General features: G+C 62.2%; 11 protein-coding genes. 10 read left to right on the forward strand and 1 reads right to left on the reverse strand.

Annotated elements, in window-relative coordinates; genetic code table 11:
- Window positions 1-28 precede the first annotated feature (28 nt).
- The 10 genes from betI (at window position 29) to yccS (ending at window position 14,678) form a co-directional block, all read left to right on the forward strand.
- Window positions 29-622, forward strand: a complete 594-nt coding sequence (gene betI / locus BFN10_RS14855; RefSeq protein ID WP_017735982.1) for a transcriptional regulator BetI — start codon at window positions 29-31, stop codon at window positions 620-622.
- 91 nt (window positions 623-713) lie between these two features.
- A complete protein-coding gene (gene betB, locus BFN10_RS14860; protein ID WP_071490312.1) occupies window positions 714-2,186 on the forward strand; it encodes a betaine-aldehyde dehydrogenase in 1,473 nt (490 codons plus the stop codon).
- A 143-nt stretch (window positions 2,187-2,329) separates the two neighbouring features.
- Window positions 2,330-4,033, forward strand: coding sequence for a choline dehydrogenase (betA, locus tag BFN10_RS14865; protein WP_071490313.1), 1,704 nt, complete (start codon window positions 2,330-2,332; stop codon window positions 4,031-4,033).
- Window positions 4,034-4,214: 181 nt separating this feature from the next.
- Window positions 4,215-5,657 (forward strand): TldD/PmbA family protein, encoded by a 1,443-nt coding sequence (locus tag BFN10_RS14870; protein WP_071490314.1) that lies wholly within the window; start codon window positions 4,215-4,217, stop codon window positions 5,655-5,657.
- Window positions 5,657-6,973 (forward strand): TldD/PmbA family protein, encoded by a 1,317-nt coding sequence (locus BFN10_RS14875; protein ID WP_071490315.1) that lies wholly within the window; start codon window positions 5,657-5,659, stop codon window positions 6,971-6,973. The genes BFN10_RS14870 and BFN10_RS14875 overlap by 1 nt, the downstream gene beginning before the upstream one ends.
- A 199-nt stretch (window positions 6,974-7,172) precedes the next feature.
- Window positions 7,173-8,021: an alpha/beta fold hydrolase gene (locus BFN10_RS14880; protein WP_071490316.1), complete on the forward strand. Its 849-nt coding sequence runs from the start codon at window positions 7,173-7,175 to the stop codon at window positions 8,019-8,021.
- 36 nt (window positions 8,022-8,057) lie between these two features.
- Window positions 8,058-9,485, forward strand: a complete 1,428-nt coding sequence (gene mdtD, locus BFN10_RS14885) for a multidrug transporter subunit MdtD (RefSeq protein WP_071490317.1) — start codon at window positions 8,058-8,060, stop codon at window positions 9,483-9,485.
- 130 nt (window positions 9,486-9,615) lie between these two features.
- Window positions 9,616-10,953 carry an ATP-dependent RNA helicase DbpA gene (gene dbpA / locus BFN10_RS14890; protein WP_231501119.1) on the forward strand — a complete coding sequence of 446 codons (1,338 nt, stop codon included), beginning with the start codon at window positions 9,616-9,618 and terminating at the stop codon, window positions 10,951-10,953.
- A gap of 159 nt (window positions 10,954-11,112) precedes the next feature.
- Window positions 11,113-12,291 (forward strand): BaiN/RdsA family NAD(P)/FAD-dependent oxidoreductase, encoded by a 1,179-nt coding sequence (locus tag BFN10_RS14895; protein ID WP_071490318.1) that lies wholly within the window; start codon window positions 11,113-11,115, stop codon window positions 12,289-12,291.
- Between the two features lie 203 nt (window positions 12,292-12,494).
- Window positions 12,495-14,678, forward strand: coding sequence for a YccS family putative transporter (gene yccS / locus BFN10_RS14900; protein ID WP_071490319.1), 2,184 nt, complete (start codon window positions 12,495-12,497; stop codon window positions 14,676-14,678).
- 35 nt (window positions 14,679-14,713) lie between these two features.
- Here the strand turns inward: yccS and BFN10_RS14905 are convergent, their stop codons facing one another.
- Window positions 14,714-15,451 carry a substrate-binding periplasmic protein gene (locus tag BFN10_RS14905; RefSeq protein WP_071490320.1) on the reverse strand — a complete coding sequence of 246 codons (738 nt, stop codon included), beginning with the start codon at window positions 15,449-15,451 and terminating at the stop codon, window positions 14,714-14,716.
- Window positions 15,452-15,586 lie beyond the last annotated feature (135 nt).

The raw sequence follows: 15,586 nt of genomic DNA on the forward strand, positions 1-15,586 counted from the left end.
CCGCCGCAGGCCTAAGGAGAGGTGCTACATGCCCAAGGTCGGTATGCAACCCATACGCCGCCAGCAGTTGATCGAAGCCACGTTGACGGCCATCGATCAGGTCGGAATGGGAGATGCCAGCATTGCGCTGATCGCCCGTTTGGCCGGTGTCTCGAATGGCATCATCAGTCACTACTTCAAGGACAAGAACGGCCTTATTGCAGCGACGATGCGCTACTTGATGAACGCACTGATCGACAACGTCCATGAACGCCGGCAGGCGCTGACGGACGACAGCCCACGGGCGCACCTTCAGGTGATCATCGAGGGCAACTTCGACGCCAGCCAGGTCAACGGACCGGCAATGAAAACCTGGCTGGCCTTCTGGGCCACCAGCATGCACCACCCGTCATTGCACAGGTTGCAGCGGATCAACGATCAACGTCTGTATTCCAACCTGTGCTGCCAGTTCCGCCGAGTGCTGCCGCTGCCGCACGCACGCAAAGCAGCCCGCGGCCTGGCGGCCCTGATCGACGGTTTGTGGTTGCGCGGCGCCCTGTCGGGAGACGCTTTCGACACGGCGCAGGCGCAACGGATCGCTTACGAATACATGGATTTCCAATTGGCCAAGCAGGTGAGTTAGAGCACACATAAACGCTCAACCCCTGAACGCTGCCGCACCGGCTTACGGTACGGCAGTCAACGCCAACCACTTATGCACTTGCGAGGACTTTATGGCCCGTTTCGAACTGCAAAAACTCTACATTGACGGCGGCTACAGCGACGCTGGCAGCGATGCCACCTTCGAAGCCATCAACCCGGCTAACGGTGAAGTTCTCGCCCAAGTGCAACGCGCGACGAAAGAAGACGTTGAACGTGCCGTGGTCAGCGCCGAGAAAGGCCAGAAAATCTGGGCTGCGATGACCGCCATGGAGCGCTCGCGCATCCTGCGTCGTGCCGTCGACATCCTGCGCGAGCGCAACGACGAGCTGGCCGCCCTGGAAACCCTGGACACCGGTAAAGCCTTCTCCGAAACCAAATACGTCGACATCGTTACCGGCGCCGACGTGCTGGAATACTACGCAGGCCTGGTGCCGGCCATCGAAGGCGAGCAGATCCCGCTGCGCGACACCTCGTTCGTCTACACCCGCCGCGAGCCGCTGGGCGTGGTCGCCGGTATCGGCGCGTGGAACTACCCGATCCAGATCGCCCTGTGGAAATCCGCACCGGCCCTGGCCGCCGGCAACGCGATGATCTTCAAGCCAAGCGAAGTCACCTCGCTGACCACGCTGAAACTGGCCGAGATCTACACCGAAGCCGGCGTTCCGGCGGGCGTGTTCAACGTGCTGACCGGCAGCGGGCGTGAAGTCGGCACCTGGCTGACCGAGCACCCTCGCATCGAGAAAGTCTCGTTCACCGGCGGCACCGACACCGGCAAGAAAGTCATGGCGAGCGCGTCGAGCTCCTCGCTCAAGGAAGTGACCATGGAACTGGGCGGCAAGTCGCCGTTGATCGTGTTCGAAGACGCCGACCTGGATCGCGCCGCCGACATCGCGATGATGGCCAACTTCTACAGCTCCGGCCAGGTCTGCACCAACGGCACTCGCGTGTTCGTACCCAAGCACCTGCAAGCGGCATTCGAAGCCAAGATCGTCGAGCGTGTTGCGCGCATCCGCGTCGGCGACCCGCAGGACGACAACACCAACTTCGGCCCGCTGGTCAGCTTCGCCCACATGGAAAGCGTGCTGGGCTACATCGCCAAAGGCAAGGAAGAAGGCGCACGCGTACTGTGCGGTGGCGACCGCCTGACCGACGGCGACTTCGCCAAAGGCGCCTACGTGGCCCCGACCGTGTTCACCGACTGCACCGACGAAATGACCATCGTCCGTGAAGAAATCTTCGGCCCAGTGATGAGCATCCTCACCTACGAGACCGAAGAAGAAGTGATCCGCCGCGCCAACGACACCGACTTCGGCCTGGCCGCTGGCCTGGTGACCAAAGACCTGAACCGCGCTCACCGCGCGATTCACCAATTGGAAGCGGGTATCTGCTGGATCAACGCCTGGGGCGAATCCGACGCGAAGATGCCGGTCGGTGGCTACAAGCAATCGGGTGTGGGCCGTGAGAACGGCATCAGCTCGCTGAACAACTTCACCCGCATCAAATCGGTACAGGTTGAGCTGGGCGACTACGCCTCGGTGTTCTAAGACCCGGGCCATGTATTGCCTGAGGCCGCCATCGGAGGCAAGCCTCCTCCCACACTTTGATTTGCGAATACATTCAAAAATGTGGGAGGGGGCTTGCCCCCGATGAGGCCCGACCTGACCACACATCAAAGAGGGTGCATCCAATGTCCCAAGAATACGACTACATCATTGTGGGTGCCGGCTCCGCCGGTAACACCCTGGCGACCCGTCTGACCGAAGACGAAGGCGTCACCGTCCTGCTGCTGGAAGCCGGTGGCCCCGACTACCGTTTCGACTTCCGCACGCAAATGCCAGCCGCCCTGGCGTTCCCACTGCAAGGCCGCCGCTACAACTGGGCCTACGAAACCGATCCAGAGCCGCACATGGACGGCCGCCGGATGGAATGCGGGCGCGGCAAGGGCCTGGGTGGTTCCTCGCTGATCAACGGCATGTGCTACATCCGTGGCAACGCCATGGACTACGACAACTGGGCGAAGCTGCCGGGCCTGGAAGACTGGACCTACCTCGACTGCCTGCCGTACTTCCGCAAGGCCGAAACCCGCGATATCGGCCCCAACGACTGGCACGGCGGCGATGGCCCGGTCAGCGTGACCACGCCCAAGCCTGGCAACAACCCACTGTTCCACGCGATGGTCGAAGCCGGCGTGCAGGCCGGTTACCCACGTACCGAAGACTTGAACGGCTACCAGCAGGAAGGCTTCGGCCCGATGGACCGTACCGTCACGCCTAAAGGCCGTCGCGCCAGCACCGCACGCGGTTACCTGGACACCGCCAAGAAGCGTTCCACCCTGACCATCGTCACCCACGCCCTCACCGACAAAGTGTTGTTCGAAGGCAAACGTGCGGTTGGCGTGCGTTACCTGATCGGCGCCGCCGAAGAGCGCGTCGAAGCCCGCGCCCGTAAGGAAGTGCTGGTGTGCAGCGGCGCCATCGCTTCGCCGCAATTGCTGCAACGCTCCGGTGTCGGCCCGGCCAAACTGCTGGAAAGCCTCGACATCCCGGTGGTCCACGACCTGCCAGGCGTCGGTGAAAACCTGCAGGACCACCTTGAGCTGTACCTGCAATACGCCTGCACCCAGCCCGTGTCGCTGTACCCGTCGCTGCTCTGGTACAACCAGCCGGCCATTGGTGCCGAGTGGCTGTTCAACGGTACCGGCATCGGCGCCAGCAACCAGTTCGAAGCGGGCGGGTTCATCCGCACCCGTGAAGAATTCGAATGGCCGAACATCCAGTACCACTTCCTGCCGGTGGCGATTAACTACAACGGCAGCAACGGTGTGAAAGAGCACGGCTTCCAGGCGCACATGGGCTCCATGCGCTCGCCGAGCCGTGGCCGCATCCAGTTGAAGTCGAAGAACCCACGGGACTACCCGAGCATCCTCTTCAACTACATGGCCACCGAGCAGGACTGGCAGGAATTTCGCGACGGCATCCGCCTGACCCGTGAAATCATGCAGCAGCCGGCGCTGGACCCCTATCGTGGCCGCGAAATCAGCCCGGGTATCGATGTGCAAACCGATGAGCAACTGGACAAGTTCATCCGTGAGCACGCCGAAACGGCGTTCCACCCGTCCTGCTCGTGCAAGATGGGCACCGACGAAATGGCAGTAGTCGATGGCGAAGGCCGCGTGCATGGCATGCAGGGTCTGCGTGTAGTCGATGCGTCGATCATGCCGATCATCACCACCGGCAACCTGAACGCGCCAACGATCATGATCGCCGAGAAAATCGCCGACAAGATCCGTGGCCGCAAGCCATTGCCACGCAGCACCGCCGACTACTACGTGGCAGGCGACGCGCCGGTACGTGGCAAGCCGCTGCGTGAAGTGGGCCCTACCGCGCAGTAACGGATACACCGCGGTGTTCCCATCGGGGGCAAGCCCCCTCCCACATTTTTGACCGTGTGAACCCGATCAAGTGTGGGAGGGGGCTTGCCCCCGAAGAGGCCCGACCAGTCACTGCAAAACCCCTCCTTGATCAGCTACTCTGTCTGCCTGCCCGCGACGAGCCGCCCACAAGGAAGGCCCCATGTTCGACCACCACGCCACACTCAAACAGCATTTCAGTGCCCTGCGCACCCGCGCCGAATTCTTCTCGCTGCGCTACGTACGCGAATCCGGCCAATACCTGGCCGTACGCAAGAACGTCGCCGAACCGCCCCACCTGAGCCACGACGAGGGCGCCATGCTCACCGTGCGTCTCAACGGTGTGGAAGCCTACGCCGCGACCAACGACATTTCCCTCGCCGGCCTGCAAGCCGCCCTTGAGCGTGCCGAACAACAAGCCCGCCTGATCAGCCCCCACGCCTTGCTCGACCTGCGCGAGCAACACGTCTCCAGTGACGTCGCCGATTACCTGTCGCCCGAGCTTCAACAGCCCTTCCCGTCCCTGAGCGATTGCTACCAGTTGCTCGGCAGCGAATCGGCCTCCGTGCCCAAGGACGAGCGCCTGGTGAGCTGGGAAGTCAGCCTGGGCCTGACCCACGTCGAGCAGATCTACCTGAACAATGCCGGTGCCCAGTTGCGCCAGGCCCAGCGCTTTGTATTCCCCGGCGTCAATGTCACCGCCTACGACGGTGATGACAGCCAGACCCGCACCCTCGGCGGCAGCAACTTCGGCCAGCAAGGCGGGTTCGACGTGATCAGCCGCTTCGGCCTGGTCGGCGCCGCGCCGCGCATCGCCGATGAGGCCCTGCAACTGCTGGCCGCGCCGAACACGCCCAACGGTCCGCGTGACCTGCTGTTGATGCCCGACCAGATGATCCTGCAGATCCACGAATCCATCGGCCACCCCCTGGAACTGGACCGCATCCTCGGCGACGAGCGCAATTACGCCGGCACCAGCTTTGTGAAGGCCAGCGACTTCGGCCACCTGCAATACGGCTCCCCGCTGCTGAACGTGACCTTCGACCCGGACATTCCCGAGCAACTGGCCAGCTACGGCCACGATGACGAAGGCGCCAAAGCCAGCAAGCAATTCCTGATCCGTGAGGGGCTGCTGCTCAAACCCCTCGGTGGAGCGCTGTCGCAATTTCGCGCGGGTATGCAAGGCGTGGCCAACAGCCGGGCCAGCAGTTGGAACCGCGCGCCCATCGATCGCATGGCCAACTTGAATATCGAAGCAGGCGACAAGAGCCTCGCGCAACTGATCGGCGGCATCGAAAACGGCATCCTGATGTCGACCAACCGCTCGTGGTCCATCGACGATGCGCGCAATAAATTCCAGTTCGGCTGCGAATGGGGCCAACTGATCGAAAATGGCGAGTTGAAAGGCGTGGTGAAAAACCCCAACTACCGGGCTATTTCCGCGAACTTCTGGCGCAATCTCAGCGCCGTCGGCGATGCCAGTACGTTCAAGGTGCTGGGTACACCGAACTGCGGCAAAGGCGAACCCAACCAGGTGATTCGCGTCGGCCATGCGTCGCCGGCCTGCGTATTCAGTGATGTCGACGTATTTGGGGGAGATGCCTGATGAACAATTTCAAGGCACTGGTGGAGTGGCTCAAGCAGGCCATCACCGACAACGAACAATTCCACCTCGGCTATGCGGATGAAGCCTCCGAATTCGTACGCTTCAACCACGCGAAGGTGCGCCAGGCCGGCCAGGTGCAACAAGCCAGCCTCACCCTGAAACTGATCAACGATGGCCGCCATGCCGACCTGGGCATCACCTTGTCCGGCGAAGCGGGGCTGGACCGCCAACGCCTGGCCGACGGCCTGCAACAACTGCGCGACACCTTGCCGTTGCTACCCAAGGACCCGTACCTGCTGCTCAACCACAATGCCTGGCAAAGCAGCAACGAACAAACGCGACCGCTGCCGGACCTGGCCCGGGTGTTGGAAGACATCAGCCAGGCTGCTGAAGGTGTTGATCTGGTCGGTTTCTACGCTGCCGGCCCGATCAGCCGTGGCTTTGCCAGCTCGGACGGCGCGTTCGGCTGGCACCGCGCCAACAGCTTCAACTTCGACTTCAGCCTGTTCCACGCCAATGGTGAAGCGGTCAAGGCCAGCTATGCCGGGCACACCTGGAACAGCGCCGAGTTCGCCGCGCGCTTCCAGCAAGCCCGCGAGCAACTGGAATTCCTTGGCCGCCCGCTGCACACGCTGGCGCCCGGGCAGTACCGCGCCTACCTCGCCCCGGCGGCGCTGGAAGAAATCATCAGCCTCATCACCTGGGGTGGTTTTTCCGCCCAGGCCATTGCCAGCAAAGGCAGTTCGCTGCAAAAGCTGTATGCCGGTGAACAATCCCTGAGCCCGCTGGTGACCGTGGACGAACAGATCAGCGGCTCCCTGAGCCAGGCGTTTTCCACCGAGGGCTATCCGCGCAGTGACGTGACACTGATCAGCGCGGGCAAAGGCGAAGGCCAGTTGATCAACTCGCGCAGCGCCGCCGAATACGGCCTGAGCACCAACGGCGCCAGCAGCGACGAATCCCCCAGCGCCTTGCAGATGGCCGCCGGCAACCTGGCCCAGGCCGACATCCTCAAGCAATTGGGCACCGGGCTGTACATCAGCAACCTGTGGTATTTGAACTACTCGGACCTGCCGGCGGCGCGCCTGACCGGCATGACACGCTTCGCCACGTTCTGGGTGGAAGACGGCGAGATCAAGGCACCGGTCAGCACCATGCGCTTTGATGACAGCGTGTACAACCTGCTCGGCTCGCAGCTGGAAGCCCTGACCGCTGAGCGGGAATTGCTGCTCTCGGCCAGCACCTACAGCCAGCGCAACACCGCTTCCAACCTGTTGCCGGGAGCCCTGGTCAAACGCCTGACCCTCACCCTGTAAACCCCATCCTTCGTGGGCGCCGGCTTGCCGGCTCCTACAGGGGATTTACCTGCGCCGTAGCGAAGCTTCCCTTCTCCACACTTTGGCCATTCGGCCTGTTGTTCACCTCCAGATTCCTCGTTATAAGGGTTAGTGGCACCCCGCCACCCCACCCACGAGAGCATGGCCTTGCCCGGGAAGGGCAAGCTGGAGCGTTGACATGAACCATGGAAGTTTTGTCATAGAGAAGCTGTTCAAGCACTACAACGTTCATGTTGAGCAGCTAGGAAACGATTCGGAAAAAAAGACCGTCCTGATGGTCAACGGCGCGCTGTCCACCACGCGTTCCTTCGCCCGCACCAGCAAATGCCTGGCCGGGCATTTCAATGTGCTGCTGTTCGACCTGCCGTTCTCCGGCTATTCCCGGGAACACAACGCCGAACTGGACCTGGTCACCAAGGACGACGAGGTGCAGATGCTGCGCGCCCTGGTCGAGCGCTTCCAGGTCAACCACCTGGTGTCGGCCTCCTGGGGCGGCATCTCGACGTTGCTGACCCTGGCCCATAACCCGCCGTCCATCGAAAGCTCGGTGGTGATGGCCCTGGCGCCCAGCCTCAACCAGGCCATGCTCGATTATGTGGAGCGCGTGCGCGTGCTGATCGAGGCCGATGACAAGTCCGCGGTCGGCCACTTGCTCAACGAGACCGTGGGCAAGTACCTGTCGCCCCGACTCAAGCGCAACAACCACCGGCACTTGTCGAGCATGGCCACCACCGAATACCGCCAGGCGCGTTTTCACATCCATCAGGTATTGGCCTTGGGCGACGGCAACTACTTGCCGACACTCAAGCAGATTGAAACACCGGTGCACTTCCTCAACGGCGCGCTCGACGAATACACCCCCGCCGCCGAAGCGCAATTGTTCAAGCAGTACGTAGGGCGCAGCAGCTTTGCCGTGGCCGAACACACTGGCCACTTGCTCGACCTCGAATCCAACGAAGCCGCCGCAGCGGTACACCGTGAACTGCTGGATTTCCTGGTGGGAAAAAGCACCCCGGTTGGCGCATAATCGCCGACACATAGCCAGCTAACAAAAAGGTTCTCTATGCCCAATCGCGTCCCGCTCGATGCCAAGACCGCCCGCTGGCTCCCCTGGGTGGTCGCGATTGCCTTCTTCATGCAGTCGCTGGACGGGACGATCCTCAACACGGCGTTGCCGGCCATGGCCCGGGACCTCGCTGAAAACCCGCTGCGCATGCAAGGGGTGGTGATCGCCTACATGCTCACCGTTGCCTTGCTGATCCCGGCTTCGGGCTGGATCGCCGACCGCTTCGGCACCAAGAAAATCTTCTTTGGCGCGATCATGCTGTTCAGCATCGGTTCGCTGCTGTGCGCCTTGTCCAGCAGCCTGACCATGCTGGTGGGCGCCCGGGTGATCCAGGGCCTGGGCGGCGCGCTGATGTTGCCGGTCGGCCGCTTGGTGGTGCTGCGCGCTTACCCCCGCTCCGAACTGGTGCGCATCATGGGCTTCATTACCATTCCCGGCCTGCTCGGCCCGCTACTCGGCCCGACCATGGGTGGCTGGATGGTGCAATACCTGACCTGGCACTGGATCTTCCTGATCAACCTGCCGGTGGGTATGGTCGGCTGTTACGCCGTGTGGAAACTCATCCCCGATCTGCGCGGCAGCGAACGCACGCGCTTTGATGGCGTCGGGTTTCTCTTGTTTGGCGCGGCGATGGTGTTGATCACCATCGCCATGGAAGGCCTGGGCGAACTGCACCTGCCGCACCTGCGGGTGATGTTGCTGCTGTTCGGCGGGCTGGCGTGCCTGGCGGCGTATTGGCTGCGCGCCGGGCATATCGACAACCCACTGTTTTCGCCGGTGCTGTTCAAGACCCGCACCTTTGCTATCGGCATCCTCGGCAACCTGTTTGCGCGGCTGGGCAGCGGTGCGTTGCCGTTTCTGGTGCCGTTGCTGTTGCAGGTCGCGCTGGGTTACTCACCGTCCGAAGCCGGTATGAGCATGCTGCCCCTGGCGGCGGCGGCGATGTTTGCCAAATCCATCGCCCGCACCCTGATCGAACGCCTCGGCTACCGCATCGTGCTCACCGGCAACACGCTGGCGCTGGGCATCATGCTGGCGAGCATGGGCCTGGTCAGCGAGCACACGCCCTACCCGCTGCTGTTGTGCATGCTGGCGGTACTCGGGGCGATCAATTCCCTGCAATTTACCGCGATGAACACCGTCACCCTGATCGACCTCGACGACGCCCAGGCCAGCAGCGGCAACAGTTTGCTGTCAGTGGTGGCGCAGTTGTCCCTCAGCCTCGGCGTGGCCTGCGCGGGTGCGCTGCTCGGCGGGTTCACCGCCGAAACCGGTAATGATGGGGTGGAAAGCGTACTCGGCGCGTTCCAACTGACCTTTCTGACAGTGGGCATCATGGCGATGCTGGCGGCGGCGATCTTCCTGCAATTGTCGCCAACCGATGGCAAACGAGTAGTCAGCCGCGAGCACGACATCGAGCATTAACAGGCTTCTCGTCTAGAACTTGCAGGGAAATTCCCACGGGACTGGTACACTGCGCGACATTTTGTTTTGCAGAGCCAGTCCCGTGACTACCATCGCCACCGCTTTTAATACTTTGCCCCTGTCCGCCGCCATGCTGGCTAACCTCGACTCGCTGGGTTATGTCGAGATGACGCAGATCCAGGCGCAAAGCTTGCCGGTGATCCTCAAGGGGCTGGACCTGATTGCCCAGGCCAAGACCGGCAGCGGCAAGACCGCCGCCTTCGGCATCGGCCTGTTGAACCCGATCAACCCGCGCTACTTCGGCTGCCAGGCCCTGGTCATGTGCCCGACCCGTGAGCTGGCCGACCAGGTCGCCAAGGAAATCCGCCGCCTGGCCCGTGCCGAAGACAACATCAAGGTGCTGACCCTGTGCGGCGGCGTGTCCCTCGGCCCGCAGATCGCTTCCCTGGAGCACGGCGCCCACGTCATCGTCGGCACACCGGGTCGCATCCAGCAGCACTTGCGCAAAGGTTCGCTGGTACTGGACGGCCTCAACACGCTGATCCTCGATGAAGCCGACCGCATGCTCGACATGGGCTTCTACGACGCCATCGAAGACATCATCAGCAAGACCCCGCCGCGCCGCCAGACCCTGCTGTTCTCCGCCACCTACCCGGTGAGCATCAAGCAGCTGGCCTCAAAGTTCATGCGCGCGCCGCAGCAAGTCAAAGCCGAAGCGTTCCACTCCGATGACCAGATCGAGCAGCGTTTCTACGAGATCTCGCCGGAAGAGCGCATGGACGCCGTGACCAAGGTGCTGGCGCATTTCCGCCCTGCCTCCTGCGTGGCCTTCTGCTTCACCAAGCAGCAAGTACAGGAAACCGTGGATCACCTGACCTCCAAGGGCATTTCCGCCGTTGGCCTGCATGGCGACCTGGAACAGCGCGACCGCGACCAGGTGCTGGCGATGTTCGCCAACCGCAGCACCTCGGTGCTGGTTGCCACTGACGTTGCAGCCCGTGGCCTGGACATTGACTCGCTGGATATGGTGATCAACGTCGAACTGGCCCGCGATTCGGAAATCCACATCCACCGCGTCGGCCGTACCGGTCGTGCCGGTGAGACCGGCATCGCCATCAGCCTGGTCGCTCCGTCCGAAGCGCACCGCGCCCAGGCCATCGAGCAGTTGCAGAAATCGCCGCTGAACTGGGACCAACTGGACAACCTCAAGCCGCAAAGCGGTGGTCCGTTGCTGCCGCAGATGAGCACCTTGTGCATCGCTGCAGGCCGTAAAGACAAGGTTCGCCCAGGCGACATCCTCGGCGCGTTGACCGGTGAAGCTGGCATCCCGGGTGCCCAGGTCGGCAAGATCGCGATCTTTGACTTCCAGGCCTTCGTGGCCGTGGAACGCGGGATCGCCAAGCAGGCCTTGCAGCGCTTGAATGACGGCAAGATCAAAGGCCGTTCGTTGCGCGTGCGTATCCTGTAACACGATCTCCGCTTCAATGGAGATCCAATGTGGGAGGGGGCTTGCCCCCGATAGCAATCTATCAGTTACCGATGCACTGGCTGACACACTGCTATCGGGGGCAAGCCCCCTCCCACATTTGACTGTATTCCAAATCAGAACCTGTATGAGGACACCGTTTTGCGCTCGACCGAAGTTGTGATCATTGGCGCCGGCGCCGCAGGCTTGATGTGCGCGCTGACCGCCGCCGGGCGTGGGCGCAAGGTGATGTTGATCGACCATGCGAACAAGGCCGGCAAGAAGATCCTGATGTCCGGTGGTGGCCGCTGCAACTTCACCAACCTGTACACCGAGCCGGCCAACTTCCTGTCGCACAACGAACACTTCTGCAAGTCCGCCCTGGCCCGCTACACCCAGTGGGACTTCATCGGGCTGGTGGCCAAACACGGCGTGCCGTACCACGAGAAAAAACTCGGCCAGTTGTTCTGCGATAACAAATCCAGCGACATCCTCGGCATGCTGCTCGATGAGTGCATCCAGGTCGGCGTGAGCCTGCACCTGGACACGTCGGTCCAGGAGATTGCCAAGCTGGACAGCGGCTACCAGTTGCAGACCACCTTGGGCGAGTTGCGCTGTGAATCCCTGGTGATCGCCACCGGCGGCCTGTCGATCCCGACCCTGGGCGCGACCGGTTTTGGTTACCAGGTGGCCAGACAGTTCGGCCACGAATTGCTGCCGACCCGCGCCGGGCTGGTGCCGTTCACCATCACCGACCAGCTCAAGGATTTGTGTGGCGAGTTGTCGGGGACGTCGGTGGATTGCCTGGTCAGCTGCAACGGCCAGAGCTTTCGCGAGAACATCCTGTTTACCCACCGTGGCCTCAGCGGGCCGGCGATTCTGCAGATTTCTTCTTACTGGGAATCCGGCGACACGGTTGAAATCAACCTGCTGCCCGACCACGACGCTCACACCTGGCTGCAACAGCAACAAGTCGAGCGCCCCAACAGCGAGTTGAAAACCCTGCTGGGCGAGATCTTCACCAAGAAGATGGCCAACCTGTTGGCCGAGACATGGTTCGTGTCCAAGCCGATGAAGCAGTACACCCATGCCGAAATTGCCGACATCGCGCAAAAACTCGGCAACTGGCAATGGGTGCCGGCGGGCACCGAGGGTTATCGCACGGCGGAAGTCACATTGGGTGGCGTGGACACACGGGAAGTGTCGTCCAAGACCATGGAATCGCTGAAAAGCCCCGGCCTGTACTTTATCGGTGAAGTGCTGGATGTGACCGGTCACCTGGGCGGCTTCAACTTCCAGTGGGCCTGGGCTTCGGGTTACGCGGCGGCGCAGTACGCCTGAAGAGTGTAATCGGTCAAATGTGGGAGGGGGCTTGCCCCCGATGGCAGTGTGTCAATCAGTACGACTGTGACTGATCTACCGCTATCGGGGGCAAGCCCCCTCCCACATGGAATAAATTTTGCTGTTGGATGTGATCGCCACGCTTGCCGTGGCGTCCTTGATAGCTCAATTTAGCGGCATCGTCCCGGAAGACTCCAGACTTCATGTCATCGACCTCGTTCAAGCAGTCCCTGCGGCGCCTGTGGGCACTGGATAAATTCAGCTACAGCATTCGGGTATTCATTGCCCTCACCGGCAGCATGGCGCTGTGCTGGTATCAGGATGAAATGGCACTGCTGATCCCGTTGTTCCTGGGGATCATCGCCAGCGCACTGGCCGAGACCGATGACAGTTGGCAGGGCCGCCTCAACGCCCTGGCGGTGACGCTGGTGTGTTTCAGCATCGCCGCGCTGTCGGTAGAGTTGCTGTTCCCTTATCCCTTGATCTTCGCGGTCTCACTGGCCCTGGCCACCTTCTGCCTGACCATGCTCGGCGCCTTGGGCGAGCGCTATGGGGCGATTGCTTCGGCAACGTTGATTCTGTCGGTATACACCATGATCGGCGTGGACCAGCGCGGCGGCGCCGTCAGCGATTTCTGGCATGAGCCGCTGTTGTTGGTGGCCGGTGCAGCCTGGTATGGCGCGCTGTCGGTGCTGTGGCAGGCGCTGTTTTCCAACCAGCCGGTGCAACAGAGCCTGGCGCGGTTGTTCCGTGAGCTTGGACGGTACCTCAAGCTCAAGTCATCGTTGTTCGAGCCAATCCGCCAGTTGGACGTGGAAGCGCGGCGCCTGGAACTGGCCCAGCAGAACGGTCGCGTGGTGGCGGCGTTGAATGCGGCGAAGGAAATCATCCTGCATCGCGTGGGCAATGGTCGACCCGGTTCGAAAGTCAGCCGTTACCTGAAGCTGTACTTCCTGGCCCAGGACATCCACGAACGCGCCAGCTCGTCGCACTACCCGTACAACGCCCTGGCCGAGGCCTTCTTCCACAGCGACGTACTCTTCCGTTGCCAGCGCCTGCTACGCCAGCAAGGCAAGGCCTGCCAGACCCTGGCCGAATCGATCCAGATGCGCCAACCGTTCATCTATGACGACAGCTTCGCCGAAGCCCTGGGCGACCTCAACGCGTCCCTGGAACACCTGCGCATCCAGAGCAACCCAGCCTGGCGCGGCCTGCTGCGTTCGTTGCGCGCCCTGGCGGCCAACCTGTCGACCCTGGACCGCCTGCTCGGCGACGCCAGCAACCCCGACAGCCTGGCGGACGCCACCGACAGCAACCTGCTGGACCGCGCCCCGCGCAACCTCAAGGAAATGTGGACGCGCCTGCGCACGCAGATGACGCCGACGTCACTGCTGTTCCGTCACGCGTTGCGCCTGTCGTTGGCGCTGACCGTCGGCTACGGCATGCTGCATGCGATCCACGCGTCCCAGGGCTACTGGATCATCCTCACCACGCTGTTTGTGTGCCAGCCGAACTATGGCGCCACGCGCCGCAAGCTCGGCCAGCGGATCATCGGCACGGCCATCGGCCTGACCGTGGCCTGGGCACTGTTCGACCTGTTTCCGAGCCCCCTGGTGCAATCGATGTTTGCCATCGCCGCCGGCCTGGTGTTCTTTATCAACCGCACCACCCGCTACACCCTGGCCACCGCCGCCATCACCTTGATGGTGTTGTTCTGCTTCAACCAGGTCGGCGATGGCTACGGACTATTCCTGCCACGCCTGTTCGATACCTTGCTCGGCAGCCTGATCGCCGGCCTCGCGGTGTTCCTGTTCCTGCCGGACTGGCAAGGTCGCCGCTTGAACAAAGTGCTGGCCAATACCCTGACCTGCAACAGCATCTACCTGCGCCAGATCATGCAGCAGTACGCCGCCGGCAAGAGCGACGACCTGGCCTACCGCCTGGCCCGACGCAACGCGCACAACGCCGATGCCGCGCTGTCCACCACCCTGGCGAACATGCTGATGGAACCGGGGCACTTCCGTAAGGAAGCGGACGTGGGCTTTCGGTTCCTGGTGTTGTCGCACACTTTGCTCAGTTATTTGTCAGGGCTGGGCGCGCACCGTGAAACCCAATTGCCGGCCGAGGTGCGTGAGCATCTGATCGATGGCGCCGGCAAGACCCTGGCGGCGAGCATCGATGAGATCGCCACGGGGTTGGCCAACAAGCAGCCGATCGCGATCCAGAGCGATGCCGAGGAAGCGCTGGCGGCGGACCTGGAGCAGATGCCGGATGAGATCGATGAAGGGCAGCGGTTGGTACAGACGCAGTTGGCGTTGATTTGCCGGCAACTGGGGCCGTTGCGCACCTTGGCGGCGCATTTGATCAAGGACACCAGCGCGGCCTGACCTGTGGCGAGCGGGCTTGCCACAAAAGGCACCCGCTACATACCGTGCTGCTTCATCAACCGCTCATAGCTACCGTCAGCCTTCATCTTGGCAATCTCCCGATCAAACCCGGCCACGATCTGCTCATGCTCCGGGTTCTTCAGGCTGACCAGGATATGCAGGCTGTTTTCACTCAGCGGCTGGGGCAAAAACTCCACTGCGTTGCGCACCCGCGCCGACTCGCGCGACAGGTAATAGCGCGCCACATACTCATCCTCCAGCGTCAGCCGCACCCGCTGCGCCGCGAGCATGCGCACCGCCATGGCGAAGTTGTGCACCGGGACTTTCTGCAACTGCGCATCCCCATCGAACGCCGCCGAATAGGCATAGCCACGCACCACGGCGATGGGATAGTCGTGCAATTGCGCAAGGTTCTGGAATTCGATGGGATCGTCGCGGCGCTTGATAAAGCGCACACGGTTGAGCAGGTATTCACCTGAGAACTGGCCCAGTTTCGTACGGGCATCGTCGTACCAGGCGTTGATCAGCACGTCATAACGGCCGTCGCCCACCCCCATCAGCGCACGGGCCCAGGGCACTTGCTCGAAGTCACTGGCATAACCCGCACGGGCCAGGGCGGTACTGACGATATCGGTGGCCAGCCCGCCGTTGATCAAGGTGGAATCGGTAAAAGGCGGCCAGGCATCTGCCACCAGACGCAGACGCTGCGCGAATGCCGGCTGGGCCAGCAGCAACACTCCAATCAAAGCAACGGCACGAGAGAATCGCGGCATGCTCAAAGTCCTTGGCAGGCAGGCGGTGGCCTTGGCTCAGGCGCGGCCCGAGGTTCTAACAGTAGCTCAGATTACACAAAGAAACCGGCACCGAACGCACTCAATGATGGCAAATTGATTTCACTCACAAAAATA

The organism is Pseudomonas extremorientalis (genome assembly GCF_001870465.1).
Taxonomy (GTDB): Bacteria; Pseudomonadota; Gammaproteobacteria; order Pseudomonadales; family Pseudomonadaceae; genus Aquipseudomonas; species Aquipseudomonas extremorientalis.

Excerpts from the sequence above, each read along its gene's own strand:
- BFN10_RS14905 (WP_071490320.1), bottom strand. The coding sequence starts at position 15,451 with ATGCCGCGATTCTCTCGTGCCGTTGCTTTGATTGGAGTGTTGCTGCTG.
- betB (WP_071490312.1), top strand. The coding sequence starts at position 714 with ATGGCCCGTTTCGAACTGCAAAAACTCTACATTGACGGCGGCTACAGC.
- dbpA (WP_231501119.1), top strand. The coding sequence starts at position 9,616 with ATGCTGGCTAACCTCGACTCGCTGGGTTATGTCGAGATGACGCAGATC.
- yccS (WP_071490319.1), top strand. The coding sequence starts at position 12,495 with ATGTCATCGACCTCGTTCAAGCAGTCCCTGCGGCGCCTGTGGGCACTG.
- BFN10_RS14880 (WP_071490316.1), top strand. The coding sequence starts at position 7,173 with ATGAACCATGGAAGTTTTGTCATAGAGAAGCTGTTCAAGCACTACAAC.
- BFN10_RS14875 (WP_071490315.1), top strand. The coding sequence starts at position 5,657 with ATGAACAATTTCAAGGCACTGGTGGAGTGGCTCAAGCAGGCCATCACC.
- BFN10_RS14870 (WP_071490314.1), top strand. The coding sequence starts at position 4,215 with ATGTTCGACCACCACGCCACACTCAAACAGCATTTCAGTGCCCTGCGC.
- mdtD (WP_071490317.1), top strand. The coding sequence starts at position 8,058 with ATGCCCAATCGCGTCCCGCTCGATGCCAAGACCGCCCGCTGGCTCCCC.
- betA (WP_071490313.1), top strand. The coding sequence starts at position 2,330 with ATGTCCCAAGAATACGACTACATCATTGTGGGTGCCGGCTCCGCCGGT.
- betI (WP_017735982.1), top strand. The coding sequence starts at position 29 with ATGCCCAAGGTCGGTATGCAACCCATACGCCGCCAGCAGTTGATCGAA.